Annotated in this window: 27 protein-coding genes and 1 tRNA gene; 17 read left to right on the forward strand and 11 right to left on the reverse strand. The window is 70.9% G+C overall.

The annotated features are described in order from the left end of the window. The first annotated feature begins 26 nt into the window (after positions 1-26). A complete protein-coding gene (locus SOM19_RS15140) occupies positions 27-1,127 on the forward strand; it encodes an FUSC family protein (RefSeq protein ID WP_320487415.1) in 1,101 nt (366 codons plus the stop codon). Between the two features lie 10 nt (positions 1,128-1,137). On the opposite strand, the gene SOM19_RS15145 is transcribed toward SOM19_RS15140, so the two are convergent. Beyond that, the gene (locus SOM19_RS15145) at positions 1,138-1,986 is read right to left on the reverse strand and encodes a class I SAM-dependent methyltransferase (RefSeq protein ID WP_320487416.1); all 849 of its coding nucleotides are present in this window, start codon (positions 1,984-1,986) and stop codon (positions 1,138-1,140) included. A 64-nt stretch (positions 1,987-2,050) separates the two neighbouring features. Between SOM19_RS15145 and SOM19_RS15150 the strand changes: the two genes are divergently transcribed. Beyond that, the gene (locus SOM19_RS15150; RefSeq protein WP_320487417.1) at positions 2,051-2,800 is read left to right on the forward strand and encodes a phosphoglyceromutase; all 750 of its coding nucleotides are present in this window, start codon (positions 2,051-2,053) and stop codon (positions 2,798-2,800) included. Between the two features lie 69 nt (positions 2,801-2,869). Here SOM19_RS15150 and phoU read toward each other — a convergent pair whose 3' ends face one another. Beyond that, entirely contained in the window at positions 2,870-3,547 is a 678-nt protein-coding gene (gene phoU / locus SOM19_RS15155; RefSeq protein ID WP_320487418.1) for a phosphate signaling complex protein PhoU, read from the reverse strand. A 169-nt stretch (positions 3,548-3,716) separates the two neighbouring features. Between phoU and SOM19_RS15160 the strand changes: the two genes are divergently transcribed. Together SOM19_RS15160 and SOM19_RS15165 are read left to right on the forward strand one after the other, a co-directional pair. Next, positions 3,717-4,934 (forward strand): sensor histidine kinase, encoded by a 1,218-nt coding sequence (locus SOM19_RS15160; protein WP_320487419.1) that lies wholly within the window; start codon positions 3,717-3,719, stop codon positions 4,932-4,934. Continuing rightward, positions 4,931-5,614, forward strand: a complete 684-nt coding sequence (locus SOM19_RS15165) for a response regulator transcription factor (RefSeq protein WP_320487420.1) — start codon at positions 4,931-4,933, stop codon at positions 5,612-5,614. Before SOM19_RS15160 ends, SOM19_RS15165 begins: the two co-directional genes overlap by 4 nt. A 73-nt stretch (positions 5,615-5,687) precedes the next feature. Here SOM19_RS15165 and SOM19_RS15170 read toward each other — a convergent pair whose 3' ends face one another. Then, positions 5,688-6,188, reverse strand: coding sequence for a DNA modification methylase (locus tag SOM19_RS15170; RefSeq protein ID WP_320487421.1), 501 nt, complete (start codon positions 6,186-6,188; stop codon positions 5,688-5,690). Positions 6,189-6,332: 144 nt separating this feature from the next. On the opposite strand from SOM19_RS15170, the gene SOM19_RS15175 reads away from it, so the two are divergent. Both SOM19_RS15175 and ispD read left to right on the forward strand, forming a co-directional pair. Further along, a complete protein-coding gene (locus SOM19_RS15175; RefSeq protein WP_320487422.1) occupies positions 6,333-6,815 on the forward strand; it encodes a CarD family transcriptional regulator in 483 nt (160 codons plus the stop codon). Between the two features lie 9 nt (positions 6,816-6,824). Beyond that, entirely contained in the window at positions 6,825-8,030 is a 1,206-nt protein-coding gene (gene ispD, locus SOM19_RS15180; RefSeq protein ID WP_320487423.1) for a 2-C-methyl-D-erythritol 4-phosphate cytidylyltransferase, read from the forward strand. 11 nt (positions 8,031-8,041) lie between these two features. On the opposite strand, the gene SOM19_RS15185 is transcribed toward ispD, so the two are convergent. Together SOM19_RS15185 and SOM19_RS15190 are read right to left on the reverse strand one after the other, a co-directional pair. Further along, entirely contained in the window at positions 8,042-8,509 is a 468-nt protein-coding gene (locus SOM19_RS15185; protein WP_320487424.1) for a GNAT family N-acetyltransferase, read from the reverse strand. Between the two features lie 42 nt (positions 8,510-8,551). Further along, positions 8,552-9,484, reverse strand: coding sequence for a DMT family transporter (locus SOM19_RS15190; RefSeq protein WP_320487425.1), 933 nt, complete (start codon positions 9,482-9,484; stop codon positions 8,552-8,554). Between the two features lie 62 nt (positions 9,485-9,546). Between SOM19_RS15190 and cysS the strand changes: the two genes are divergently transcribed. The 3 genes from cysS (at position 9,547) to SOM19_RS15205 (ending at position 12,714) form a co-directional block, all read left to right on the forward strand. Next, on the forward strand, positions 9,547-10,992 hold the full coding sequence (gene cysS / locus SOM19_RS15195) for a cysteine--tRNA ligase (protein WP_320487426.1): 1,446 nt from the start codon (positions 9,547-9,549) through the stop codon (positions 10,990-10,992). Positions 10,993-10,995: 3 nt separating this feature from the next. Continuing rightward, positions 10,996-11,988: a 23S rRNA (guanosine(2251)-2'-O)-methyltransferase RlmB gene (gene rlmB / locus SOM19_RS15200; protein ID WP_320487427.1), complete on the forward strand. Its 993-nt coding sequence runs from the start codon at positions 10,996-10,998 to the stop codon at positions 11,986-11,988. Positions 11,989-12,072: 84 nt separating this feature from the next. Continuing rightward, positions 12,073-12,714 (forward strand): NAD(P)-dependent oxidoreductase, encoded by a 642-nt coding sequence (locus SOM19_RS15205; RefSeq protein ID WP_320487428.1) that lies wholly within the window; start codon positions 12,073-12,075, stop codon positions 12,712-12,714. 18 nt (positions 12,715-12,732) lie between these two features. Here SOM19_RS15205 and SOM19_RS15210 read toward each other — a convergent pair whose 3' ends face one another. After that, entirely contained in the window at positions 12,733-14,037 is a 1,305-nt protein-coding gene (locus tag SOM19_RS15210; RefSeq protein ID WP_320487429.1) for a DUF4032 domain-containing protein, read from the reverse strand. A 67-nt stretch (positions 14,038-14,104) separates the two neighbouring features. After that, complete coding sequence (locus tag SOM19_RS15215; RefSeq protein ID WP_320487430.1) at positions 14,105-15,208, reverse strand: ABC transporter ATP-binding protein; 1,104 nt, start codon at positions 15,206-15,208, stop codon at positions 14,105-14,107. A gap of 213 nt (positions 15,209-15,421) precedes the next feature. Between SOM19_RS15215 and SOM19_RS15220 the strand changes: the two genes are divergently transcribed. The 3 genes from SOM19_RS15220 (at position 15,422) to SOM19_RS15230 (ending at position 17,449) form a co-directional block, all read left to right on the forward strand. Continuing rightward, complete coding sequence (locus SOM19_RS15220) at positions 15,422-16,372, forward strand: DsbA family protein (protein WP_320487431.1); 951 nt, start codon at positions 15,422-15,424, stop codon at positions 16,370-16,372. 42 nt (positions 16,373-16,414) lie between these two features. Then, positions 16,415-16,487: transfer RNA gene (locus SOM19_RS15225), tRNA-Thr, on the forward strand. A gap of 2 nt (positions 16,488-16,489) precedes the next feature. Then, positions 16,490-17,449, forward strand: coding sequence for a DMT family transporter (locus tag SOM19_RS15230; protein ID WP_320487432.1), 960 nt, complete (start codon positions 16,490-16,492; stop codon positions 17,447-17,449). Positions 17,450-17,470: 21 nt separating this feature from the next. Here the strand turns inward: SOM19_RS15230 and SOM19_RS15235 are convergent, their stop codons facing one another. Beyond that, the gene (locus SOM19_RS15235) at positions 17,471-18,001 is read right to left on the reverse strand and encodes a nitroreductase family protein (RefSeq protein WP_320487753.1); all 531 of its coding nucleotides are present in this window, start codon (positions 17,999-18,001) and stop codon (positions 17,471-17,473) included. 80 nt (positions 18,002-18,081) lie between these two features. Beyond that, positions 18,082-18,489 carry a peptide-methionine (R)-S-oxide reductase MsrB gene (gene msrB, locus SOM19_RS15240; RefSeq protein ID WP_320487433.1) on the reverse strand — a complete coding sequence of 136 codons (408 nt, stop codon included), beginning with the start codon at positions 18,487-18,489 and terminating at the stop codon, positions 18,082-18,084. A gap of 96 nt (positions 18,490-18,585) precedes the next feature. Here msrB and SOM19_RS15245 point away from each other — a divergent pair, with 96 nt between their 5' ends. The 5 genes from SOM19_RS15245 to groL all read left to right on the forward strand — a co-directional run bounded on the left by SOM19_RS15245 (position 18,586) and on the right by groL (position 22,578). Beyond that, positions 18,586-19,578, forward strand: coding sequence for a DUF2332 domain-containing protein (locus tag SOM19_RS15245; RefSeq protein ID WP_320487434.1), 993 nt, complete (start codon positions 18,586-18,588; stop codon positions 19,576-19,578). Positions 19,579-19,587: 9 nt separating this feature from the next. Next, entirely contained in the window at positions 19,588-19,839 is a 252-nt protein-coding gene (locus tag SOM19_RS15250; RefSeq protein ID WP_320487435.1) for a DUF3263 domain-containing protein, read from the forward strand. Positions 19,840-19,883: 44 nt separating this feature from the next. Continuing rightward, positions 19,884-20,453 carry a LytR C-terminal domain-containing protein gene (locus SOM19_RS15255; protein WP_320487436.1) on the forward strand — a complete coding sequence of 190 codons (570 nt, stop codon included), beginning with the start codon at positions 19,884-19,886 and terminating at the stop codon, positions 20,451-20,453. Between the two features lie 134 nt (positions 20,454-20,587). Further along, complete coding sequence (locus tag SOM19_RS15260; protein ID WP_056118354.1) at positions 20,588-20,785, forward strand: cold-shock protein; 198 nt, start codon at positions 20,588-20,590, stop codon at positions 20,783-20,785. 173 nt (positions 20,786-20,958) lie between these two features. Next, the gene (gene groL / locus SOM19_RS15265) at positions 20,959-22,578 is read left to right on the forward strand and encodes a chaperonin GroEL (protein WP_320487437.1); all 1,620 of its coding nucleotides are present in this window, start codon (positions 20,959-20,961) and stop codon (positions 22,576-22,578) included. 76 nt (positions 22,579-22,654) lie between these two features. Here the strand turns inward: groL and SOM19_RS15270 are convergent, their stop codons facing one another. Then, positions 22,655-22,942 carry a WXG100 family type VII secretion target gene (locus SOM19_RS15270; RefSeq protein ID WP_320487438.1) on the reverse strand — a complete coding sequence of 96 codons (288 nt, stop codon included), beginning with the start codon at positions 22,940-22,942 and terminating at the stop codon, positions 22,655-22,657. A gap of 140 nt (positions 22,943-23,082) precedes the next feature. Continuing rightward, positions 23,083-24,828 carry a sensor histidine kinase gene (locus tag SOM19_RS15275; protein ID WP_320487439.1) on the reverse strand — a complete coding sequence of 582 codons (1,746 nt, stop codon included), beginning with the start codon at positions 24,826-24,828 and terminating at the stop codon, positions 23,083-23,085. Between the last annotated feature and the right edge of the window lie 9 nt (positions 24,829-24,837).

Raw genomic sequence — 24,837 nt, forward strand, 5'->3', positions numbered from 1 at the left:
CCGCCGCGGGGGAGCGGAGCGCCTCGGTGACCGGTCCACCGTCGACCACCGCGATCCCCACGGGGTGGCGCGCGCGCGTCGACCCGCGACCCGCGCTGCTGCGCGTGCGGGACTCGGGCATCGCGATCGTGCAGATCGTCGTCGCGGCGACCGCCTCCTACGCGTTCGCGCACTACGTGCTGGGGCATCCGGCTCCGCTGCTCGCCGCCACGGTGACGGTGGCGAGCCTGGGTCTGGTGCGCGATGCGCGTCCACGCCGCGTGCTGGAGACGGTGCTCGGCATGCTCCTCGGCATCCTGGTCGCGGAGCTGCTGCTGCTGGTGACCGGCACCGGGTGGTGGCAGCTCGGTCTGACACTGGGGCTGACGCTGGTCGTCGCGCGGCTGCTCTCCCCGCAGGCGAGCTTCGCGATCGCCGCCGCGATCCAGTCCTTGATCGTCATGGTGATCCCGGCGATCGCCCCGTTCACGCGCCTCGTCGACGGCATGATCGGCGGTGTCGCCGCCCTGCTCGTGACCGCGCTCATCCCGCGGAATCCGCTGCGCGCGGCGCTGCGGGACGGCCGCGCGGTGTTCGCGGCGATGGACAGCGCGTCCGCGGCCCTCGTGCAGGCGCTGCGCCGGGGCGACCGCATGCGCGCGGAGCGCGGACTGGAGAAGGCCCGCGCGCTCCAGCCCCTGCTCGACGACTGGCGATCCTCGCTCGAGTCCGGCCGCGCGATCGCCCGGATCTCGCCGTTCCTTCGCCGGCAGCGCTTCGACCTCGAGCGGCAGGAGCGCGTCCGCGAGTCGGTCGACCTCGCGACCCGCAACCTCCGCGTCGTTGCCCGCCGGGTCGTCTACCTGTGCGACGACGGCGTCGGTCGCCCGGTCTCGGCCGAGGTGCTGGCCGAGACCATGCGCGGTGCCGGGTTCGTCTCGGACGCGCTCGACGACATCTCTCTCGAGCCGCCGGCCCGCGCCGCGCTCGCCGCGGTCGCGTCCCGGCTGGACCCTGCCGCGCTCCTGCCTGGCGCGTCGCTCGGCGACCAGAACCTCATCGCCGCGATCCGCCCGCTCGTGGTCGATCTCCTCACGGCGACCGGCATGACCTCGGCTGAGGCGCGTGCCGCGGTGCCGCGGATCTGATCCGCAGACGTCAGCGCGCGGTGGGGGCCACCGCATCCCACGGCACGGTGACCTCGCCGAGCCGCCAGCGCGCGGGCTCCCGCAGCGGCCACCCCGCGCCCGCGAGCGCCCCGAGCGCGGCGCGCCAGCGCTCGACGGGCCCGAAGGGCGACACCGCCGCGGCGCGGTCCCACTCGGCGTCGAGCCCGCCGAGCAGCGCATGCACGCCCTCCCCCGGGACGTTCCGGTGGATGAGGGCCTTCGGGAGGCGCTCTGCCGCGATCGACGGACGCTCCAGTTCCGTCAGCCGCAGTGAGATCGTGAGGGACTGCGGGATGCCCCCGGCGTCGACGGCCGCCCACGTCGCGATGCGGCCGAGCTCGTCGCAGGTGCCCTCGACCAGCAGCCCGCCGGGCGCGAGTCGCGCCGACATCGACGCCCATGCCGCGGCGACCTCGTGCTCGTCGTACTGCCGCAGCACGTTGAACGCGCGGATCACGGCCGGTCGGCGCCCGCGGGGGAGCGGCACCTCGAACCCGCCCCGGCCGAACGAGACGCGCGCGTCCGGCGCGAACGAGGTCCGGCCGTCGCGCACCGCCGCGAGCTGCTCCTCGGCCCGCGCGACCCGCGCGGGGTCGATCTCGAGGCCGAGCACCTCGACGTCGGGACGAACCCGGGCGAGTCGTGCGTGGAGCTCGAGGGCGGTCACGCCGCTGGCGCCGTAGCCGAGGTCGACCACGAGCGGATCCTCCGCCCGCCGCAGGGCGGGGTGCCGGGCGATCCACCGGTCGATGCGCCGAAGGCGATTGGTCCCGGTCGTGCCCCGCGTGATGCGCCCGACCCGCTTCGAGTGCCCGAGAGCGGAGCGAGGGGGTCCCATCCCCCCATGATGTCAGGCGTCACGCGACGTGGTCGGGTCGCTCCGCGCCGATATCATGGGGCGCATGACTGCGCCCTATACGCTCATCCTTCTCCGTCACGGCCAGAGCGAATGGAACGAGCTCAACCTCTTCACGGGATGGGTGGACGTCCGCCTCACCGGGCAGGGCAAGGCCGAGGCGAAGCGGGGCGGCGAGCTGATCGCCGAAGCGGGGCTGCACCCCGACGTCCTGCACACCTCGGTGCTGAGCCGCGCCATCCAGACCGCCAACATCGCGCTGGACGCCGCCGACCGCCTCTGGATCCCCGTCAAGCGCACGTGGCGCCTCAACGAGCGCCACTACGGCGCCCTGCAGGGCAAGGACAAGGCGCAGACCCTCGAGGAGTTCGGCCAGGAGCAGTTCATGCTCTGGCGCCGCTCGTTCGACGTGCCGCCGCCGCCGCTCGCCGATGACAGCGAGTGGAGCCAGGTCGACGACCCCCGCTACGCCGGCATCGACGGCGAGGTCCCGCGCACCGAGTCGCTGAAGCTCGTGATCGACCGCTTCCTGCCCTACTGGGAGAGCGACATCGTGCCCGACCTGCGCGCCGGCAAGACGGTGCTGGTCACCGCGCACGGCAACTCGCTGCGCGGGCTCGTGAAGCACCTCGACGGCATCAGCGACGCCGACATCTCTGAGCTCAACATCCCCACCGGCATCCCGCTCGTGTACCGCCTGAACGAAGACCTCACCCCGGCCGGCCCGGGGGAGTACCTCGACCCCGAGGCCGCCGCCGCCGGCGCCGCAGCCGTCGCGAGCCAGGGCAAGAAGTAGCCCTCACCCCCCACGCGAAAGAGAGCGGATGCCTCCCCGGAGGCATCCGCTCTCTCGTCTCTGGCGCCGCTACGGCGCGGCGATGATGTTCAGCGCGTCGGTCGACGGGGTCCAGTCACCCGTCGAGAGGTACGCGACCTTCTTAGCGACCGAGACCGCGTGGTCCGCGAAGCGCTCGTGGTAGCGGCTGGCGAGCGTCGCATCGACCGTCGCGGATGCCTCGCCCTGCCAGCTGTCGCTGAGGACCTTCTCGAAGACCGAGACGTGCAGGTCGTCGATCAGGTCGTCGGCGTTGCGGATCTGCTCGGTGATGCCGAGATCCTGCGTGCGCAGCAGCTCGGTCAGCTGGCGCGCCACCTCGACGTCGAGCTCGCCCATCCGGAGGAAGGTCGACTTGAGGCCCTTGGGGATGGCCCGCTCGGGGAAGCGCATGCGGGTCAGCTGGGCGATGTGCTCGGCGATGTCGCCCATCCGCTCGAGCGAGGCGCTCATGCGCAGCGCGCTCACCACGATGCGGAGGTCGCGGGCCACCGGCTGCTGCCGGGCCAGGATCTCGATCGCCAGCTCGTCGAGCGCGAGCGCCTTGTCGTCGATGACCGAGTCGTTCTCGATGACCTCTTCGGCGAGCGCGACGTCGCTCGTGCCGAACGCCCGTGTCGCCTTGTCGATCGCGACTGTCACGAGCTCGGCGATCTCGACCAGACGGCCCTGCACATCCTCGAGCGACTGGTGGAAGACTTCGCGCATTCCGACGCACCTTTCCTGAATCCGGGCGGGCATCAGCCCCGGTGACCCTGGCGATTCTCGCCAGGGAAGGTTAACGGATGGTGCCGCCGCGGTGAATTGTAGCGAGATCATCCTGGAGCATCTCCGGCTCGGCCGGGGTGCGCTCCCGGGCGCCCTCTACGCTGGTCACATGGATACGACGCAGCTCGCGCTGCTCGCCCTCCTCGCCGGAGTCGTGATCGGAGGCTCCGTCTCCGCGGTCATCGTCACCTCGCTTCGTGCACGTGATCGCGCACGGACGGAGACATCGCTCGCCATCCCCGAGGGAGTGCGCGAAGTGCTGCATGGGATGGATGACGCGGCCGTCGTCGTCGACGCATCGTTCACAGTGCTTGCGGCCTCCGCCGCCGCCGCTCCGTTCCACCTTCGCGAGGGCCGGTCGGTGCCCGATGACCAGCTGCGCACGGTGGCGCGCGCAGCGCGCACGGGCGGTGCATCGGCGACCGACACCATCCGCCTGCGCCGCGGCGCCCCGCCCGCGGAGCCGCGCCTCGTAGTGGTGCGGGCCACCCGCATCTCGCCGCGCCTGACGCTGCTGGTCCTGCGCGACATCACCGAGCGGGAGCGCGTCGAGCAGATGCGCCGCGACTTCGTGGCGAACACCAGCCACGAGCTGAAGACCCCTGTCGGGGCCGTGAGCCTGCTCGCCGAGGCGATCGAGTCCGCGGCGGACGATCCGCCCCAGGTGCGGATCTTCACCGCGCGGCTCACCGCCGAGGCCGCCCGGCTCGCCAATCTCACCTCGCGCATCATGAACCTCTCGCGCTTGCAGTCCGCAGACGAGCTGGCCGATGAGCGGGACGTGTCGATCGACGAGGTCGTCGCGGCCTCCCTCGACGCACACGCCATCCAGGCCGACTCGGCAGGCGTCCAGGTCGTGCGCGGCGGCAAGCGCGGACTCTACGTGCGCGGCGACGCGCAGGTGCTCAGCGAAGCGGTGGGCAACCTCGTGGCCAACGCGATCGCCTACTCGCCCCGAGGCTCCAGCGTCGGCGTCGGTGTGAAGCTCGTCGACGGCATCGTCGAGATCGCGGTCACCGATCGCGGCATCGGCATCGCCGAAGGCGAGCAGGACCGCGTCTTCGAGCGGTTCTACCGGGCTGATCCGGCCCGCGCGCGGCGCACCGGCGGCAGCGGGCTCGGACTCGCCATCGTCAAGCACGCCGTCCAGCGCCACGGCGGCGAGGTGCGGCTGTGGTCCCGGCCCGGACGCGGCTCGACGTTCACCATCCGGCTCCCGCAGACCGAGGCCCCCATTTCAGAGCCCGCGCCCAAGCGCGGGCGCAAGAAGAAGCGCGCGACGGTCGAAGCCACCGGCCCGCTTCCCACGAACGGAGAACCCGTATGACCCGCGTCCTGATCGTCGAAGACGAGCCCGATCTCGCCGACCCCCTGGCCTATCTGCTGCGCCGGGAGGGCTACGAGGTCGAGATCGCCGAGGACGGCCCGGCGGCGCTCGCCGCCTTCCGCGAGCGCGGGGCCGACATCGTCCTGCTCGACCTCATGCTGCCCGGGATGCCGGGGACCGAGGTGTGCCGGCAGATCCGCACCACGTCCACCGTCCCCATCATCATGGTCACCGCCAAGGACTCGGAGGTGGACATCGTCGTCGGGCTGGAGCTCGGCGCCGACGACTACGTCACGAAGCCCTACTCCGCCCGCGAGCTCCTGGCCCGCATGCGCGCGGTGCTCCGGCGGTTCGACCAGGTGGAGACCGACCTCGACGACCGCGTCCTCGAGGGCGGACGGGTCGTGCTCGACATCGACCGCCACACCGTCGCCGTGGCGGGCACGGAGATCAGCATTCCGCTGAAGGAATTCGAACTGCTGGAGGTGCTCATGCGCAACGCCGGACGCGTGCTCACCCGCGGGCAGCTGATCGACCGGGTGTGGGGAAGCGACTACTTCGGGGACACGAAGACCCTCGACGTGCACATCAAGCGCATCCGCTCCCGCATCGAGGAGCACCCGAGCACGCCGGAGATGCTGGTGACCGTCCGCGGTCTGGGCTACCGCTTCGAAGGCTGACGGCGAGACGACGAAGCCCGCCCGCGCTGAGGCGCCGGGCGGGCTTCGTCGTACGACAGAACGAGAGGCGTTCTCAGCCGCCGAAGGTCGAGGTCGACTCCTCGGGGACGAGCGGCGCCAGGTAGTCCAGCTCGCCGTCGAGGACGGGGACGGAGACCAGGACGCCCTCGCCGTCGCCCGACTGGAAGTAGCCGGGGATGTCGGCGCCCGCAGGGGTGTCGAGGTCTTCGACGAGGATCGGGTCCTCACCGTCGGCGCCGAGGCTGATCGTGGTGTTCGCCGGAACGCGGAGCGTGAGCGGGATCGCGGAGGAGCCTTCGCCGAGCTCGATGCGCAGCGTGTGCGACACATCGGTCTGGTTGACGATCGCGGCGACGAGGTTGCCCTGCGAGCCGTCCTCGTTGGCGACGATGAACGCGTTGCGCACATCGAGCGGCCCGGAACCGTAGACGTTCACGCCCTCGGCGGCGGAGTAATCGATCGTTGTCGCCTGCGGCGAGATCATGCTGCAGCCGGTCGTGCCCAGAACCAGCGCGGTTCCGATGGCGAGCGACGCGATGAGGCGCGGTTTCACAGATCCTCCCAGGACGGATGACGGCTTCCACAGCATTCTAGGGGTTCGCCGACACCGGCGTCGGGCGCACCGCCACGGGGCGGCGGAGAACCTTAGCGTATGTCGCCTGTGGTATCCTGGAGGTTGCCGAAAGGACATAACTCCATGCTTTTTGAGGTTGGCGAGACGGTCGTTTACCCCCACCACGGCGCGGCGACGATCATCGAGGTCAAAGACCGGATCATCCGCGGCGAGACCAAGAAGTACCTGAAGCTGAACGTCACACAGGGCGACCTGATCATCGAGGTCCCCGCTGAGAACGTCGATCTCGTCGGTGTTCGCGACGTGATCGGCAAAGAAGGACTCGACAAGGTCTTCGAGGTCCTGCGCGCACCCTTCACGGAGGAGCCCACGAACTGGTCCCGCCGCTACAAGGCGAACCTCGAGAAGCTCGCCTCCGGCGATGTCATCAAGGTGAGCGAGGTCGTTCGCGACCTGTGGCGTCGCGACCAGGACCGCGGTCTGTCGGCCGGTGAGAAGCGCATGCTCGCCAAGGCGAAGCAGATCCTCATCTCCGAGCTCGCGCTCGCTGAGAAGACCGATGAGGAGAAGGCCGGCGTCATCCTCGACGAGGTCCTCGCCAGCTAGATTCGTGGGGTGACCATCACCCCTGTTCCCCGCGTCGGCATCATCGTGGTCGCGGCCGGTTCCGGTTCGCGTCTCGGCGCGGGAGCGCCCAAGGGGTTCGTCGGCATCGACGGGCACACGATCCTGCGGCACGCGCTCGAGCGCGTCTTCGCCGGGCCGCCCGCACAGGTCGTCGTCGTGACGCCCGCGGGCCGCGAGGGCGACGCGTTGAGCGAGGCTCTCGCAGCCGCCGGTGACCGACGCGATCTCGTGACGGTCGTCGCCGGAGGGCATTCCAGGCAGGCGTCCGTCGCCGCGGGGCTGGCCGCGCTGTGGGCCGACATCGAGATCGTGCTCGTCCACGACGCCGCGCGTGCGCTCACACCTCCCGAGGTCTTCGGTCGTGTCATCGGGGCGATCGACGACGGGCGCGCCGGCGCCGTGCCGGTGCTCCCGGTGGTCGACACGATCAAGCGCGTGGAAGGCGCCGAGGTCGTCGGGGCGGTCGACCGGTCAAAGCTGTCCGCGGCGCAGACTCCGCAGGGCTTCCGCCGCGAGGTGCTCGATGCGGCCTACCGCGACGCCACCGCGGAGTTCACCGACGACGCAGCTCTCGTCGCCGACGCCGGGCATGCGGTCGCCGCGGTGGAGGGGCATCCGCTCGCCTTCAAGATCACGACCTCCGCCGACCTCGACCGCGCGCGCGGCATCGTGGGGGAGCGGCCGATCGCCCCGGCCTCGGCGCACCTCGACCACTCCGCGCCGATTCCCCGCGTCGGGACGGGCACCGATGTGCACGCCTTCGGCGGCGACGGCACGCTGTGGCTGGCGGGCCTGGAGTGGCCGGGGGAGCAGCCCCTGTCGGGTCATTCCGACGGCGACGCGGTCGCGCACGCCATCGTCGACGCCCTGCTCGCCGCCGCCGGGCTCGGCGACATCGGCACGCACTTCGGCACCGATCATCCCGAGTACGCCGGCGCTCACGCCGACGTGTTCCTCGCACGGACCGCGGGCCTCCTCGGCGAGGCAGGCTGGCGCATCGGCAACGTGTCGGTGCAGGTGCAGGCCGTACGCCCCCGGTTCGCCGCTCGGCGAGCCGAGTCCGAGGCCGTGCTGTCGGCGGCACTCGGCGGGGCGCCGGTGTCGGTGTCGGCGACGACCACGGACGGGCTGGGGTTCACCGGCCGGGGCGAGGGCGTCGCGGCCTTCGCCGTCGCCCTGGTCGTGCCGGCCTGAGCAGCTCCGGGTCAGACCGCGCGTGTCATGAACACCGAGAACGGATCCGGCACGTAGCCCCCGAACGGGCCGCACCGCACGAACCCCTCGCTCTCGTAGAGCCGCTGCGCCGGCACGAAGTCCGCGCTGTCGCCGGTCTCCAGCCAGAGGCTCGTCATCCCGCGCTCGCGGGCGACCTCGACGATGTGGCGCAGCAGCACGCGGCCCACGCCGTATCCGCGGAACCGGTCGTCCACCCGCATCGACTTCAGCTCTCCTCGCTCGGCGTCGATGGCCTTGAGCGCGCCGATGCCGGCCAGTTCGCCGTCGATCCACCCCGACCAGAACGAGATCGCCGGATCGCGGAGGGCCTCGACGTCGAGCGCATGGACGCTCTCGGGCGGCGAGGTGTCGTGCATGCCCTCGAGGTGGAACGCGATCAGCCGGCGCGTCGCATCGCCGCTGAGATCATCGGGCTGGATCAGGATGGTGGCTTCCATGGCGCAGCCAGTGTCGCACGCGAAGATTGCACCGACGTTTCGTCAGGCCTCGACCGCGAACGGTGCCGGATTGCGCGGTGACCGCGATCCCCAGGCGAGGAGGGCGAGGCCCGCGGCGAGCACGATCAGCCCGATGATCGCGAGCCCGGACAGCCGCTCGTCGAGCACCGTGATGCCCAGGATGCTCGCGGTCAGAGGTTCGCCGAGGGTGAGGGTCGCGGCGGTGGCGGCGGTGAGGCCGCTCAGTCCCCACGTGAACATCACATAGGCGACGGAGATCGTGCCGAGTCCGAGCCACAGCGCCATCACCACGCCGCTGGCGGTGCCCAGCCACGCGAGGTCGACGAACGGCAGCGCGAAGGCGCAGAGGATCGCCGCGCTCGCGCCCATCGCTCCCACCACCGTGAACGGGTCCCAGCCGTCGTCGAGCAGGCGTCGCTGCGCGTTCGCGATCACCGCGAAGGACGCTCCCGCGCCGACGGATCCGAGGAGCCCGACCGGGTCGGTCCCGCCGCCCGTGCCCGCCTCGCCGCCGAAGCCCAGGAGCACCACGCCGAGGGTGGCCAGTGCGGTGGCGCCCATCCAGGTGGCGCTCGGCATCCGTCGCGTGAGCGACCATTCGAGCAGCCCGGCGAGGATCGGAGCGGACCCCAGCGCGACGACCGTTCCGACGGCGACGCCGTTGCGCTCCGTGCCGAGGAAGAAGAGCGGCTGGTAGATCGCCAGGCATGCGCCGGTCAGCACCATGAGCGAGAGCGGCCGGATGCCGAGCCGCGGCCGCGGCGCATCCATCGGGCGCCCACGGGCGTGACGGGCGGCCAGCAGGAACGCGATGACCGCGAGGCCGGTGCCGCCGATCACCATGCGCATGACCCCGATCGACAGGGGCGTCGTGCCTTCGGGACCGAGCGCCTGCGACGTGCCCGTGGTGCCGAACAGCACCGCGGCGGCGAGGACGGCGAGGACGTGGAGCACCCTACAGTTCTACCGGCTGGTCACACCCCGGGCGCACAGGTGGCCGCCGGTAGGCTGGTGCGGTGACGGTTCAGCTCTACGACACCAAAGCGCAGGTCTTGCGCGACTTCGTACCGCTCGACCCCGGAAACGTCTCGATCTACGTCTGCGGCCCGACGGTGCAGTCGGGTCCTCACATCGGTCACCTGCGCGGTGCGCTGAGCTTCGACATCCTCCGCCGGTGGCTGTCCCACCGCTTCGGACGAGTGACCTTCGTCCGCAACGTCACCGACATCGACGACAAGGTGCTCGCCAACGCCGCCGACGGCGAGCCGTGGTGGGCGCTGGCCTATCGCATGGAGCTCGAGTTCACCCGGGCCTATACGGCGATCGGCATCCTTCCCCCCACCTACGAGCCGCGCGCGACAGCGTCGATCCCGCAGATGCAGGAGCTCATCCAGCGCCTCGTCCAGGCCGGTCACGCCTACCCCGCCGCACCGGACTCCGAGGCCGCGGGCGACGTGTACTTCGATGTGCGCTCATGGGCGGACTACGGCTCGCTCACCAACCAGTCACTCGACGCCATGGAGCCCGCCGCCGACGCCGATCCGCGCGGCAAGCGCGACCCGCGCGACTTCGCCCTGTGGAAGGGCGCCAAGGCGGAGGAGCCGTCATCGGCCACTTGGGGCTCGCCCTGGGGCGCCGGCCGACCGGGCTGGCACATCGAGTGCTCCGCCATGTCACGGCGCTACCTCGGCCCCGAGTTCGACATCCACGGCGGCGGCCTCGACCTGCGCTTCCCGCACCACGAGAACGAACTCGCGCAGTCGACGGCCGCAGGAGACGCGTTCGCCCGGTACTGGATGCACAACGGTCTTGTGAACGTCGAGGGCCAGAAGATGTCGAAGTCCCTCTTCAACTTCGTCCTCGCCGACGACATCCTCGCTGAGCGCGACCCGCTGGTGGTCCGCTACGCACTCGCGGCCGCTCACTACCGTTCGAGCATCGACGTGGCGCCGAAGGTCTTCGACGAGGCCGAGGCCGCGGTCGACCGCATCCGGACGTTCCTGCAGCGCGCCGTGCGCGCCCTGCAGGCGATCGACGACCTGCACATCGCGGCCGCCGTGCCCGACCGCTTCGCCGCGGCGATGGACGACGACCTCGGCGTGCCGCAGGCGCTCGCCGTGATCCACGAGACGGTGCGCGACGGCAACTCCGCCCTCGACGCCGGCGACCGGGACGCCACGCTCACCGCGTTCGCCGAGGTGGCGGTCATGACCGGTCTGCTCGGGATCGACCCTCTTGACCCGCACTGGCAGTCGACGGATGCCTCGGCCGAGGCATCCGCTCTCGACGCCCTCGTGCAGACGATGCTGGTCCAGCGCGCCGACGCGCGGGCCGCGAAGGACTGGGCGGCGGCCGACCGCATCCGCGACGCGATCGCGGCGGCGGGCATCGCCCTCGAAGACGGGCCGAACGGCACGCATTGGAGTCTCGCCGGCGCTGAGCCCGGCGCAAAGGAGAAGTAACTCATGGCAAAGCCAGGACGACCGGGCGCCGCAAAGGGCGGCAAGAAGCCCACCAAGGGCACCGGCGGCAAGAACAAGCGCTCGCTCGAGGGCCGCGGCCCGACCCCGAAGGCCGAGGACCGCGCATGGCACCCCGCCGGCAAGCGCAAGGCGGCCGCTGAGCGGTACGCGGCGTCGGGCGGCAAGGGCAAGCCCGGTGGCACGTCGAACATGAACCGTTCGCCCCGCGCCAAGAAGGAAGACGACACCGAGACGGTCACCGGACGCAACTCCGTGCTCGAGGCGCTGCGCGCCAAGATCCCCGCGACCGCGTTCTACATCGCGCAGCGCGTCGAGATGGATGATCGCGTCAAGGAGATGCTGTCCATCGCGACGAACCGAGGCATCCCGGTCATGGAGGTCACGCGACCCGAGCTCGACCGCATGGCCGGCTTCGACGGCGTGCACCAGGGCGTCGCGCTCAAGGTGCCCCCGTACGAGTACGCCCACCCGCAGGACCTCCTCGAGAAGGTCATCGACGAAGGCCGGACGCCCCTCTTCGTCGCCCTCGACGGCATCACCGATCCCCGCAACCTCGGTGCGATCATCCGCTCGACGGCGGCCTTCGGCGGCCACGGCGTGATCCTGCCGCAGCGCCGCTCGGCCAGCGTCAACTCCGCCGCCTGGAAGACGAGCGCCGGAGCCGCGGCGCGCGTGCCGGTCGCGATCGCGGCCAACCTCACGTCGATGCTCAAGGAGTTCAAGAAGCAGGGCGTGTTCGTGCTCGGTCTCGACGGCGGCGGCGACGTCTCGCTGCCGGCGCTCGAGCTCGCAGACCGTCCTGTCGTGATCGTGGTGGGCTCCGAGGGCAAGGGGCTTTCGCGCCTGGTCACCGAGACCTGCGACCAGGTCGTCTCGATCCCGATCTCGGCCTCGACGGAGTCGCTCAACGCGGGGATCGCGGCATCCGTCGCGCTGTACCAGGTCGCGACGCTTCGCGTTCAGAAGGACAGCTGACCGGATGCCGTCACCCGGCGTATTCGTGGGAATGAATGCGCCGGGGCCGTCCTTGGGTCAGGGGTAACCGTCGAAAGGGAGACCATGGCACGCATCGCCGTCATCGGAGGAACCGGCTATGCCGGCAGCAACATCGTCGCGGAGGCGGTGAGTCGCGGCCACACTGTCGTGTCGGTCGCGCGTTCGGTTCCGGCGGAGCGGATCGAAGGCGCCACCTACATCGAGGGCACCCTGCTCGACGTTCCCGGTCTCGTCGCCGAGCTCGAGGGGGTGGACGTCGTCGTCTCGACGGTCCCCGCCCGTGGCGACATGGTCGGCAACGTGCGCAACAACGTCGCGGAGCTCGCGGTCGAGCTGCCCGCGAACGTGCGGATCGGCGTCATCGGCGGTGCGGGCGGCAGCCTCGTCGCCCCCGGCGGCGAGCGTCTGGTCGACCAGCCGTCGTTCACCGAGGAGTACAAGCCTGAGGCGTTCGAGGCGATCGGCATCCTCGAGGATCTGCAGAACGGTCCGGCGTCGCGCGACTGGTTCTACGTGCACCCGGCCGGCGGCTTCGGCGTCTGGAACCCCGGCGAGCGCACCGGCTCGTACCGCGTGGGCGGCGACGTGCTCGTGACCGACGATCAGGGCGAGTCCTACATCTCGGGTCCGGACCTCGCGGTCGCCGTCGTCGACGAGATCGAGAACCCGCAGCACTCGCGCGAGCGGTTCACCGTCGGCTACTGACACCGTCCGGCGCGGCCTCTAGACGAGGTCGCGCCAGTCGATGTCGTCCTCGTCGTCGATCACCGGGATGCTCGAGGTGATCACCGCGAGCGACACCGTCTCGGTCGGCGGCCCCATGAGCGTCGCCTCGTCGCGCCGGTGGCGCAGGACCTCGTCGATGTAGCTCGTGAGCACCTCGGCCAGCGGCACGGAGCGGCCGCGGGCCTGCGACATGTACCAGCGGTGCTCGAGCACCTGGTGGAACACCTCGGCGGGCTCGAGCTTGGCGCGGAGGTCCCACGGGATCGCCTTGACCACGGGCTCGAAGACCCGGGTGAGCCATTCGTGCGCGACCATCTCCTCGTCGTCGCCCAGCCGCGACACCCGGGCGCGGAACTCGTCGAGGTCGTTGAGGAGTCGCCGGGCCTGGTTCTCCTCGACGTCCAGTCCGGTGAGGCGGATCAGCCGCCGCTGGTGGTGTCCGGCGTCGACGACCTTGGGCTGGATCGACACCCGCGTGCCGTCGGCCGTGGTCTGGATCGACATCTCGCCGATGTCGAAGCCGAGCTCGTTCAGTCTCTGGACGCGCTCGGTGAGGCGCCAGGCCTCGTCGGCGCGGAACGACTCCTTGTCGGTGAGCGCCGCCCACAGTGCGTGGTACGAGGAGACGATCCCGTCGGCGATCGCGATGGCGTCGACGCCGCCCTCGAGTCTGCCGCCTGCCTCGAGGTCCATGATCTCGCCGGCGATGTTCGTGCGTGCGACGTCGAGGTCGTGCAGCCGCTGGCCGCGCGTCAGCCCGGTCTCGTGGAGCTCGCCCGTCTCGGCGTCGACCAGGTAGGCGGCGAAGGCGCCGGCGTCGCGGCGGAACAGCGTGTTGGACAGTGAGACGTCGCCCCAGAAGAAGCCGACGTTGTGCAGCCGCACGAGGAGGGCGGCCAGAGCATCGACGAGTCGTGTGGCCGTGTTGGGGCGCAGCACCTGGGTGAAGAGCGCCCGGTAGGGGAGTGAGAACTTCAGATGCGCGGTGACGAGCGCGGCGGGAAGCGGGTGGCCCTCGGCATCCGTCCGCCCGGCGATCACCGCCACACGCTGCACGCACGGCACGTCGAGGCGGTCGAGATTGCCCAGCATGTCGTACTCGCGGCGGGCCATCTCCTCGGTCGTCTCCTTGATGGCGACGACCCGGCCGGAGAGGTTGGCGAAGCGGACCAGGTGGCGCGAGAGGCCCTTGGGCAGGTAGACGATCGTGCTCGACGGCCAATCGGCGAGCGTGGTCGACCAGGGGAGCGTCAGCAGCCCAGGGTCGACGCTGCTCGCGGTGATGCTGAGTGCCTCTGGCATCTGTCTCCCTGGATACGACTGCGGCGCGGGAGGGTCGAAGACCCGCCCGCGCCGCAACGGCGATTGACTAACCCGAGATGACCGGAGCGTCGTTGAGGCGCTCGCCCGTCTCGACGTCGAACGCGTGCACGTGCCCGGCGGTGGCCGCCAGCGTCACGGTGTCGCCCGCGATCGGGTGGCTGCGGCCGTCGACGCGCGCGACGATGTCGGTGCGCTTGCCGGCGATGTCGGTGTGTCCGTACAGGTAGCCGTCGGCGCCGAGCTCCTCGACGAGGTCGACGACGACCGACAGGCCCTTGCCGTCGGCCGGACCGACGACGATGTCCTCGGGCCGCACACCCACCGTGACCTGGCTGCCGTTCGCACGGCCGACCGTGTCGCGATCGAGCGGCACGACCTCGGAGCCGAACTGGACGCCGCCCTCGGCGAGGTCCGCCGGGAACAGGTTCATGGCCGGGGAGCCGATGAAGCCGGCGACGAACACGTTGTTCGGACGCTCGTACAGGTCGCGGGGCGTGCCGACCTGCTGCAGGATGCCGTCCTTGAGGACCGCGATGCGGTCGCCCATGGTGAGGGCCTCGGTCTGGTCGTGCGTGACGTAGACGGTGGTGACGCCCAGGCGGCGCTGCAGCGAGGCGATCTGGGTGCGGGTCTGCACGCGCAGCTTGGCATCGAGGTTCGACAGCGGCTCGTCCATGAGGAACACCTGCGGCTGGCGGACGATCGCGCGGCCCATGGCGACGCGCTGACGCTGACCACCCGAGAGGGCCTTCGGCTTGCGGGTCAGGTACTCCTCGAGGTCGAGGAGCTTGGCGGCCTCGAGGACGCGTGCGGCACGCTCCTCCTTGCCGACGCCGGCGATCTTCAGGGCGAAGCCCATGTTCTCGGCGACAGTCATGTGGGGGTACAGCGCGTAGTTCTGGAACACCATCGCGATGTCGCGGTCCTTCGGCGGGACGTCGGTGACGTCGCGATCGCCGATGAGGATGCGGCCCGAGTTGACCTCTTCGAGGCCGGCCAGCATTCGCAGCGAGGTGGACTTTCCGCAGCCCGAGGGGCCGACGAGAACCAGGAACTCGCCATCGGCGACTTCGAGGTTGAGCTTGTCCACAGCGGGGCGCGTGCCCCCGGGGTACAAGCGGGTTGCGTTGTCAAACGTGACTGACGCCATGTTCTCTTCTCCTCACCGGCAGGTACGTGCCGGACGATCCGTAGTGATGGGATGAGCGGGGGCTTGCCCGCACGCCCTTCTTCGGGCGCTCCTTTAGTATGACACGGCGCGCGTGGAGCCTCCGTCTGGGCATTTCCCAGGCTGTCTGGCTAGCATCGTCCACGGCCGCTTCCCCCCGGAGAGCCACTGCCCCATTCCGTCCCGAGAGGTTCCATGTCGAGCGACGAGTCACAGAACGCCGCTGCCGCGAGCGAGCGGCGTGACGCTGTGCGCGAGAAGGCCCAGCAGGTGCAGGCCCGCCAGTCCCGAGCCCGGGCCATCCGGGGCGCGACGATCACGGCGACCGTGATCGCCGTCATCGCCGTCGCAGCGATCGTGGTGACCTGGGCGGTCTCGTCGGCGGCGTCCAAGCCGCTGCTGAGCCCCGCGAACGCGACGCACGACGGATTCGTCGTGACCGGCGTCTCCGGGGTGGGAATCGCCTCCGAGGATCCCGCCGACACCGGAGCGATCGAGGCGACGCCGACGCCGACGCCGGAACCGGAGTCTGACGCAGAGAAGACGCCGAAGGCCACGCCGACCGCGCAGCCCGACGTCGACATCCGCGTATACGTCGACTACCTCTCCACCGGCTCCCGTGACTTCCAGCTCGCCAACGTGCAGCAGCTGTCGAAGTGGGTCACCGAGGAGGCCGCCACGCTCACGTACTATCCCGTCGCGATGCTGACCTCGAAGTCGAACGGCACGAAGTACTCGCTGCGGGCCGCCGGTGCGGCGGCGTGCGTCGCGACGCACTCGCCGGAGTTCTTCTTCGCCTTCAACAACGCGCTGCTCACGCAGCAGCCCGACGTCGACTCCGACGGCTACACCGACGCCGAGCTGGCCGACCTCGCGCAGGCGAGCGGCATCGACTCGCCCAAGCCGGTGCGGTCGTGCATCGAGGACCAGGCCTTCGCGTCCTGGGCGAAGACGGCCACCGAGCGCGCGCTCGACGGGCTCCCCGACACCGACGACGTGGCGCTGACCGGAACCCCGATGGTCCTCGTGAACGGCACGCCCTACGTCGGCGCCCTGAACGACCCCAAGGAGTTCGCACAGTTCGTGCTCACGGTCGCGAGCGACGCGTACTACGAAGAGTCGCCCAGCCCCACCCCGACGCCGTAACCCGTTCGGCGGGGCGCGAGGCGCGGATAGACTGGTCGCTCTGCCGACGTGGCGCAATTGGTAGCGCACCTAACTTGTAATTAGGGGGTTACGGGTTCAAGTCCCGTCGTCGGCTCGATGACTGCCACGCCCTCGTCGCGCGCCCGCCTGCCCGTCTGGGTCACCCTCGGCGCCGCGGCCGGCATCGGGATGATGACGGCCGTGCAGGCGCGCGTGAACGGGCAGCTCGGCATCCGCCTCGACGACGGCTTCGTCGCCGCAGTCGTGTCCTTCGGTTCGGGCCTGGTGATCGTCGTCGTGCTGTCGGCCGTGCTTCCCTCCGGCCGTGCGGGCTTCGCGAAGCTCGTCTCGGGCGTGCGCACGCGGGGCATCCCCTGGTGGATGCTGGCGGGCGGCGCCGCGGGCGCCCTGACCGTCGCGACCCAGGGCCTCGCCGTCGGCATCATCGGCGTCTCGCTGTTCACCGTCGGGATCGTCGCCGGCCAGACCGTGAACGGGCTCGTGCTCGATCGCATCGGGTTCGGGCCGGCCGGGGTCGTCGCGGTGACCGTGCCGCGGCTGCTGGGTGGCGCGTTGGCGCTCGTGGCCGTGGGGCTCGCGCTCGTCGGGGACGGGCTCGCCGGCGTGCCGGTGTGGATGCTCGCGCTGCCGTTCCTGTGCGGAATCGCGATCGCCTGGCAGCAGGCCACCAACGGCCGGCTGCGCCAGCGGGTGGGAACGCCGCTCACGGCGACGCTCGTCAACTTCACCGGCGGCACCCTGCTGCTCGTCCTCGCGGCACTGGTGCACATCGCGGTGGTCGGCGGCCCCGAGCCCTTCCCGACCGAGCCGTGGCTCTACGTGGGCGGGGCGCTCGGCGTGGTCTACATCGTCATGTCGGCCGCGATCGTGCAGTACACCGGGGTGCTCCTGCTCGGCCTCGGAGCCGTCGTGGGCCAGCTCCTCATGTCGGTCGTGCTCGACGCGCTGTGGCCGGCACCGGCGAGCCCCGGCGTGGTGCAGGAGCTCGCGATGGTCACCGTCGCCCTGCTGTCCGTGGTGGTCGCCGCCGTGCCGTGGCGGCGCCGCGCCCGCTGAGCGGGTCGCCCAGCCGGAGGGTCAGTCCTTCGTGGGCCGCGGCATCCGCGAGAGGTGCTTGCGCGCTTCGACGCCCTTGCGTCGTCCGAGACGTGAGCGGGGCGGCTTGCCGCCGACGTACAGCCAGCCGAGGAGCTCTTCGTTCTTCTCGAGTCCGTGCGCCTTGGCGACGGGCTTCGAGCGCGTGTAGTGGCCGGTGCGCCAGATGACGCCCCAGCCGGCCTCGTCCAGCAGCAGGCTCAGCACGTGTGCGACGCCGGAGGCGACGGCCTCCTGCTCCCAGCGCGGCACCTTGTCGCTCTTGCGGTAGCTGGCGACGACGGCGATGAGCAGCGGTGCGCGCAGGGGCTTGGACGACGAGCCCTTGTCGCCTTCGGCCTTGCCGATCGCGCGGCCGAGTCGCTCGCGGTCGGTGCCGCGCAGCTCGATCAGCCGCCACGGCCGCAGGGAGGAGTGATCGGCGACGCGTCCGGCCGCGGAGACCAGGGTCAGCAGTTCGGCGTGCGTCGGCGCCTCGTCGGTGACCTTCGACCACGACCGGCGGCTGCGCACCGCCTCCAGGGCCGTGCCCGCGTGCGCGGAGGCTCCGTGCGACGCGTCGCCGGCGGCGTGCGGGGGAGCGGTGGGGACCGTCATGCGGTGGCTTCGGGCGTGAAGTCCAGCGACAGCGAGTTCATGCAGTACCGGTCGCCGGTCGGTGTGCCGAAGCCGTCGGGGAAGACGTGTCCGAGGTGCGATCCGCAGTTGGCGCAGCGCACCTCGGTGCGCGACATCCCGTGGCTGGTGTCCTCGATGAGCTCGACCGCCTCCGGCTCGATCGACTCGTAGAAGCTCGGCCAGCCGCAGTGCGAGTCGAACTTCGTCCCGCTCTTGAACAGCTCCGCGCCGCACGCGGCACACGTGTACAGTCCGGCTCGGCTCTCGTCGAGCAGCTCGCCCGTCCAGGCGCGCTCGGTGCCCGCCTGGCGCAGCACGGCGTACTGCTCCGGGCTGAGCTCCGCCCGCCACTGCTCGTCGCTCTTGTCAACGGCGTAGGTCATGACTCCTCCGTGCTCTCCTGTGGGTCCCCTCCATTCAACCCCAGTCGGCCGCTCGGCGGTCCGCACGGGCTGGACGTTGACCGCGAGAATGGGGCGGTGATCACGGATGCCGCCGCCGCCGTCGCCGAACGGTACGACCGGTTCGCCCGCGACGAGGCGCCCGGACGCTCCGCGCTGTACGCGGACTGGGCGTCGGGGGTGGCCGGATCGGTCGCGGTCGCCGGCATCCTGGCCCGGATCCCCGAAACCCGTCGGCAGCCGCCGCTGGTGTTCGCGGTGACTCGCCTGCTCGGCGCCCCCGAGGCGCCCTTCGCGGTGTGGTCGGCCTGGCTCCTCGCGCACGCCGACGAGGTCGTGGCCGAGGCATCCCGTCGCAGCCTCCAGACCAACGAGCCGCAGCGGTGCGCGGCCCTGCTGCCCGCGCTGAGCACGGTCGCCGGACCGATCGCGCTCCTCGAGCTCGGAGCGAGCGCCGGGCTCTGCCTGTACCCCGACCGCTATTCGTACCGCTTCGGCGGGGGTCGCGACCTCGACCCGGCGGACGGCGAGTCCCGCGTCGTCCTGGAGTGCGACCTCGTCGGCGACCCGCCGCTGCGGATGCCGGAGATCGTGTGGCGCGCAGGGATCGACCTCGCCCCCCTCGACGCCGCCGATCCGAACGACCGCCGATTCCTGACCGCGCTGGTGTGGCCGGGCGAAGCGGGGCGCGCCGCGCGCATCGACGCGGCGCTCGACATCGTCGCCGCCGATCCGCCGCTCCTGATCGCCGGCGACGCCTCCGACCCCGCGGTGGTGCACTCCGCGGCCGCCCGCGCGCCCCGCGACGCCACCCTCGTCGTCACCACCCCGGGCGTGCTGCCGCACATCCCTCGGGAGGGACGGGAGCGGCTGCTCGGTGCGCTGCGCGAGCTGGACGCCGTCTGGATCTCGATCGACCCGCCCGGACTGCACCGCGCCTGGCGCCCCCCGGTCGACGAGGCCACCTGGGGCGGCTTCGTCCTCGGTCGCGACGGCGTTCCGCTCGCCGCCGTCGATCCGCTCGGTGCTTCCGTGGAGTGGCGCGCCGGTCCTTCGCCCCCGCCCGGCTAGCGTGGGGCCGTGCCCCTCTCCGACCGCGACCGTGCTCTGCTCTCCTTCGAGGGCGAATGGCGCCGTCACGCCGGTGCGAAGGAGGAGGCGATCCGCGCGGAGCTGGGGATGTCGCCCGCCCGCTACTACCAGCTGCTCGGACGGCTGATCGACACGCCGGAGGCCCAGGCTCACGACCCGATGCTCGTCAAGCGGCTGCGCCGGCTCCGCGACGCACGGGCAGAGGCCAGGGTGGGTCGCGCCGCCGGTGAGGCCCGCTGATGCTCCGCGCAGGCTCACAGCGCCGGGCCCGGTAGCATCGTCAAGTGCCGAAAACGTCCTTCCCCCGGGATCGGTTCGACGACCTCTCGGAGGCGGACCGGGTCGGCGCCCACCGGGCGGAGAACCCCCGGATGCGCGGCTGGGTCGTGCTGCTGTGGGCGGCGCTCGCGACCATCGTGCTCGTCGCGGTGGGGATCTTCGGCACGCTCCTGACTTCTGGGCGCATCGAGCTGTTCCCGACGCCCACGCCGACGCCGACCGCGGCGGCCGAGGTGACGCCGGTGACCGACCCCACCTTCGAGGTCGTGATCCTCAACGCGACGCCGGAACAGGGGCTCGCGACGCAGATGAAGGAGGTCGTGGTCGGCGCCGGATGGGCCGACACCGACGTCACGGCCGGTGAGGCGAGCGCTGACGACTTCCCGGAGACGACCGTGTACTACCTCGCCCCCGAGGACGAGGCGGCCGCCGCGGGACTGGCCCAGTTGATCGGCGGTGCGAACATCGAGCGCAGCGACGTCTACCAGCCGGCCGACCCCGCGACCAAGCAGCTCACCGTCGTGATCGGCCTCGACCGGACGGCGGCCGGGGCACCCGCCACACCTACGCCCTGACCCTCCGCGGGCGCGAGTGTTTCGCGCCGGTAAACACTTGTATGCCGCCGTGTCAACAAGTCCCCGAGTGGGCTCCGGGCGGTGTCGCGCCATGCATACGATGAGGCCTGTCGTACCAGCAACAGGAGATGCGCATGACTCAGGGCACCGTCAAATGGTTCAACGCCGAGAAGGGCTTCGGCTTCATCACGGCGGAGGGACAGGACGTCTTCGTCCACTACTCCAACATCGACATGTCGGGCTTCCGCGTCCTCGAGGAGGGCCAGACCGTCGAGTTCACCGTCGGAACCGGGCAGAAGGGCCCCCAGGCGGAGGCCGTGCGCGTCGTCTGACCGCGCGATACCGGCGCACGATCGGGAACGGGATGCTGCGGCATCCCGTTTCTGCGTGTTGCGATCCCTCGGCGGCGGCTTGCACTCGGTAGGGGGGAGTGCCAGAATGGATTAGCACTCCGGTTTGTCGAGTGCTAATCCATAAGCCCCGTCCTGGGAGGACGAAACACAAAATGGCAAAGATCATCGCTTTCGATGAGGAGGCCCGTCGCGGTCTCGAGCGCGGCCTCAACATCCTCGCCGACGCCGTCAAGGTGACCCTGGGCCCCCGCGGTCGCAACGTCGTTCTCGAGAAGAAGTGGGGCGCCCCCACGATCACGAACGACGGCGTCTCCATCGCCAAGGAGATCGAACTCGACGACCCGTACGAGAAGATCGGCGCGGAGCTCGTCAAGGAGGTCGCCAAGAAGACCGACGACGTCGCCGGAGACGGCACGACCACCTCGGTCGTGCTCGCTCAGGCGCTCGTGCGCGAGGGCCTGCGCAACGTCGCGGCCGGCGCCGACCCCATCTCGCTCAAGAAGGGCATCGAGAAGGCCGTCGCGGCCATCACGACCCAGCTGCTGGCCGACGCCAAGGAGGTCGAGACCAAGGAGGAGATCGCCGCGACGGCATCCATCTCCGCGGGCGACCCCGAGATCGGCGCGCTGATCGCCGAGGCGATCGACAAGGTCGGCAAGGAGGGCGTCGTCACCGTCGAGGAGTCGCAGACCTTCGGCACCGAGCTCGAGCTCACCGAGGGCATGCGCTTCGACAAGGGTTACATCAACCCCTACTTCGTCACGGACCCGGAGCGCCAGGAGGCGGTCTTCGAGGACCCGTACATCCTCATCGCGAACCAGAAGATCTCGAACATCAAGGACCTTCTGCCGATCGTCGACAAGGTGATCCAGGACGGCAAGGAACTCCTGATCATCGCCGAGGACGTCGAGGGCGAAGCGCTGGCGACCCTGGTGCTCAACAAGATCCGCGGCATCTTCAAGTCGGTTGCCGTCAAGGCTCCCGGCTTCGGCGACCGTCGCAAGGCGCAGCTGCAGGACATCGCGATCCTCACCGGCGGCCAGGTCATCACCGAGGAGGTCGGTCTCAAGCTCGAGAACGCCACCCTCGACCTGCTCGGCCGTGCGCGCAAGGTCATCATCACGAAGGACGAGACCACGATCATCGAGGGTGCCGGTGACCCCGCGCAGCTCGAGGGTCGCGTGACCCAGATCCGTCGTGAGATCGAGAACACCGACAGCGACTACGACCGCGAGAAGCTCCAGGAGCGCCTCGCCAAGCTCGCGGGCGGCGTGGCCGTCATCAAGGCGGGCGCGGCGACCGAGGTCGAGCTCAAGGAGCGCAAGCACCGCATCGAGGACGCCGTGCGCAACGCGAAGGCGGCCGTCGAGGAGGGCATCGTCCCCGGTGGTGGCGTCGCGCTCATCCAGGCCGGCAAGAAGGCCTTCGAGACGCTCGAGCTCACGGGCGACGAGGCGACCGGCGCGAACATCGTGCGTGTCGCCATCGAGGCTCCGCTCAAGCAGATCGCCCTCAACGCCGGCCTCGAGCCGGGCGTCGTCGCCAACAAGGTCGCGGAGCTTCCCGCGGGCCAGGGCCTCAACGCCGCCACGGGCGAGTACGTCGACATGCTGGCCGCCGGCATCAACGACCCGGTGAAGGTCACCCGCTCCGCGCTGCAGAACGCAGCGTCGATCGCCGGGCTCTTCCTCACCACCGAGGCCGTCGTCGCCGACAAGCCCGAGCGGGTTGCGGCTCCGGCCGGCGACCCCACGGGCGGCATGGACTTCTGATCCAGAAGCTCTGCCCGCGTCACGCGTAGCAGCGAAGGGCCCCTTCTCCGGGAGGGGCCCTTCGTCGTTCCCGCGGTCAGCGGAACAGGCTCGTGGTCGCGAGCTCGGCATCGGCGTACTGCCGCCCGGCGGCAGCCAGGGCGACGCTGATGCCGGCCAGGGACTCCTCCACCTGGCGCTGGGTCGCTCGCCACTGGTCGGTGACCGTGTGGAAGGCGATCGACGCGGAACCGGTCCAGGTGGCCTGCAGCTGGGTGAGCTGGCCCATCATCGCGTTGGACTCGGCCTGCAGTCGCTCGATCGTGCCGCGCACCGAGGCGGTGGTCGCGAGGACGGCGTCGCTGTCGACGGAGAAGACGGCCATGGATTGCTCCTTCACTCTGCGGATCGACCGGATGTCGCGCCGCGCGTTCCCGCCACGCTAGGAGCGGGCACGGCACGGGCTGTCCGCCTGCGGTCCGCCCGTGGAGGCGCCGGGCGCCGGTCGCACTGGGGAGGAGGGGCTCAGTCCGTTTCGGGGGACGGCACGTCGAGCACGAGCCGCTCGATCGGCTGCGTCTCGATGTGGAGCTGCTCCGCGGCACCTCGTCCCTCGGCGAGCGGGAACGACACCCGGAAGGTGGCGCCGCCGCCAGGCGTGTCGGTCACCCCGACCGATCCGTGCAGCGCCTCGACGATGGACGCCACGATCGACAGTCCGAGCCCCGAGCCGCCGGTCTCCCGCGTGCGCGAGGTGTCGGCACGCCAGAAGCGCTGGAAGATCTTGTCCTTGATCTGGTCGGGCACCCCTTCGCCGTGATCGACGACTTCGACCCATCCCATGCGCGCGGACGGTTCGACCCCGACGCGCAGGTCGATGGGGGAGTCGTTCGCGGTGAAGCGACGGGCGTTGCCGATCAGGTTCGTCACGACCTGGCGGATCCGGTTCTCATCGCCGAGGACGACCGGGACGACGGTGCCTGCGACCGCGGCGGGGTCGTCGGGCAGCGGGGTCATCGACGGCAGCTCGCGCGCCCCCGTGGCGCTCGAGGCGGGCACCGGCTTCGGTCGCCGCCGGAGGAGTGACAGCGTGGCCCCGGCGCGGGTCAGCGCGGTCGGCGGCGGCTTAGGAGCCTCTGTCGTGGTCTCGGGCCGCTCGACGGGTGGGACGTCTCGCTGCGCCGCCACCGTGGTGTCGATCACCGTGACGGGGCGCATCGGCGCCGACGCGCGCAGGTCGAGGGCGGCATCCCTCGCGATCGGCCGCAGGTCGACAGGACCGATCACGACGTCCCGCCGCTCGTCGAGTCGCGCCAGGGCGAGGAGGTCCTCGACCAGCACGCCCATGCGGATCGCCTCCTTCTCGATGCGCTCCATCGACTGCGTGACGTCCTCGTCGCCGCGGATGGCGCCCATCCGGTAGAGCTCGGCGTAGCCGCGCACCGTCACGAGCGGCGTGCGCAGCTCGTGACTCGCGTCGCCGATGAAGCGCCGCATCTGGCGCACGGTCGCGTCCCGCTGCGACAGGGCGGCGTCGACCCGGTCGAGCATGGCATTGATCGCGGTCTTCAGCCGGCCGACCTCGGTGGTCGTCGGCTCGATGTCGGTCATGCGCAGGCTGAACTCGCCCCCGGCGATCGCATCGGCGGTGGCCTCGACCTGGCCGAGGCTGCGGAAGGTGAGTGTGACGAGCCAGCGGGTGGCGAGTGCGCCGACGAAGATCGTGATGACGGCGAGCACGGTGTAGATGCCGAGGAACGTGCCGACGACCTGATTGACAGGGGCGACCGGGAGGGCGACCAGCTGGGGGAGGAGAGCGCCGCCCGGGCCCTCGAGCGGAGCGACGCTCGCGCGGAACCGGGCGCCCGTCTCGGCATCCCTCAGGTCGAACGCCTCGGGACCGGCCGTGACGGCCTGCTCGAGGGAGTACTCGGCCGGGAAGTCCGGGAACGGCTCGCTGCCGCCCGTGGAGGCGATGAACTCTCCGGGCTTGCCGGACTGGTAGAGGGCGACGTGGTAATCCGTGCGCGCCAGATCGGGCTTCTCCGTCGCCGTGACCACGCCGTCCTGGATCTGGATGTCGAACAGTTCGTCGCCGATCTCGGTCGCCGCGACCTGCTGGACGGTGCTGTCCAGGTTCGCGATGAGGGCGGTGCGCAGGAACACTGTGGCGCCCGCACCGGTCGCCAGGAGCCCGAGCGCGAGCACGGCGACCGTCACCCCGGTGACTTTCGCGCGCAGGCTCGTGCCGCGCCACCGCCGGGTGATCACGTCCGTCTT

Origin of the sequence: Microbacterium sp. CFBP9034, assembly GCF_034045255.1 — a bacterium.
GTDB lineage: Bacteria > Actinomycetota > Actinomycetes > Actinomycetales > Microbacteriaceae > Microbacterium.

Bases quoted from the DNA above. Each gene is read 5' to 3' on its own strand.
- SOM19_RS15165 (WP_320487420.1), top strand. From the start codon at position 4,931: ATGACCCGCGTCCTGATCGTCGAAGACGAGCCCGATCTCGCCGACCCC.
- SOM19_RS15160 (WP_320487419.1), top strand. From the start codon at position 3,717: ATGGATACGACGCAGCTCGCGCTGCTCGCCCTCCTCGCCGGAGTCGTG.
- phoU (WP_320487418.1), bottom strand. From the start codon at position 3,547: ATGCGCGAAGTCTTCCACCAGTCGCTCGAGGATGTGCAGGGCCGTCTG.
- SOM19_RS15175 (WP_320487422.1), top strand. From the start codon at position 6,333: ATGCTTTTTGAGGTTGGCGAGACGGTCGTTTACCCCCACCACGGCGCG.
- SOM19_RS15215 (WP_320487430.1), bottom strand. From the start codon at position 15,208: ATGGCGTCAGTCACGTTTGACAACGCAACCCGCTTGTACCCCGGGGGC.
- SOM19_RS15205 (WP_320487428.1), top strand. From the start codon at position 12,073: ATGGCACGCATCGCCGTCATCGGAGGAACCGGCTATGCCGGCAGCAAC.
- SOM19_RS15185 (WP_320487424.1), bottom strand. From the start codon at position 8,509: ATGGAAGCCACCATCCTGATCCAGCCCGATGATCTCAGCGGCGATGCG.
- SOM19_RS15270 (WP_320487438.1), bottom strand. From the start codon at position 22,942: ATGGCCGTCTTCTCCGTCGACAGCGACGCCGTCCTCGCGACCACCGCC.
- SOM19_RS15260 (WP_056118354.1), top strand. From the start codon at position 20,588: ATGACTCAGGGCACCGTCAAATGGTTCAACGCCGAGAAGGGCTTCGGC.
- SOM19_RS15145 (WP_320487416.1), bottom strand. From the start codon at position 1,986: ATGGGACCCCCTCGCTCCGCTCTCGGGCACTCGAAGCGGGTCGGGCGC.
- msrB (WP_320487433.1), bottom strand. From the start codon at position 18,489: ATGACCTACGCCGTTGACAAGAGCGACGAGCAGTGGCGGGCGGAGCTC.
- SOM19_RS15210 (WP_320487429.1), bottom strand. From the start codon at position 14,037: ATGCCAGAGGCACTCAGCATCACCGCGAGCAGCGTCGACCCTGGGCTG.
- groL (WP_320487437.1), top strand. From the start codon at position 20,959: ATGGCAAAGATCATCGCTTTCGATGAGGAGGCCCGTCGCGGTCTCGAG.
- rlmB (WP_320487427.1), top strand. From the start codon at position 10,996: ATGGCAAAGCCAGGACGACCGGGCGCCGCAAAGGGCGGCAAGAAGCCC.
- SOM19_RS15230 (WP_320487432.1), top strand. From the start codon at position 16,490: ATGACTGCCACGCCCTCGTCGCGCGCCCGCCTGCCCGTCTGGGTCACC.
- SOM19_RS15220 (WP_320487431.1), top strand. From the start codon at position 15,422: ATGTCGAGCGACGAGTCACAGAACGCCGCTGCCGCGAGCGAGCGGCGT.
- SOM19_RS15150 (WP_320487417.1), top strand. From the start codon at position 2,051: ATGACTGCGCCCTATACGCTCATCCTTCTCCGTCACGGCCAGAGCGAA.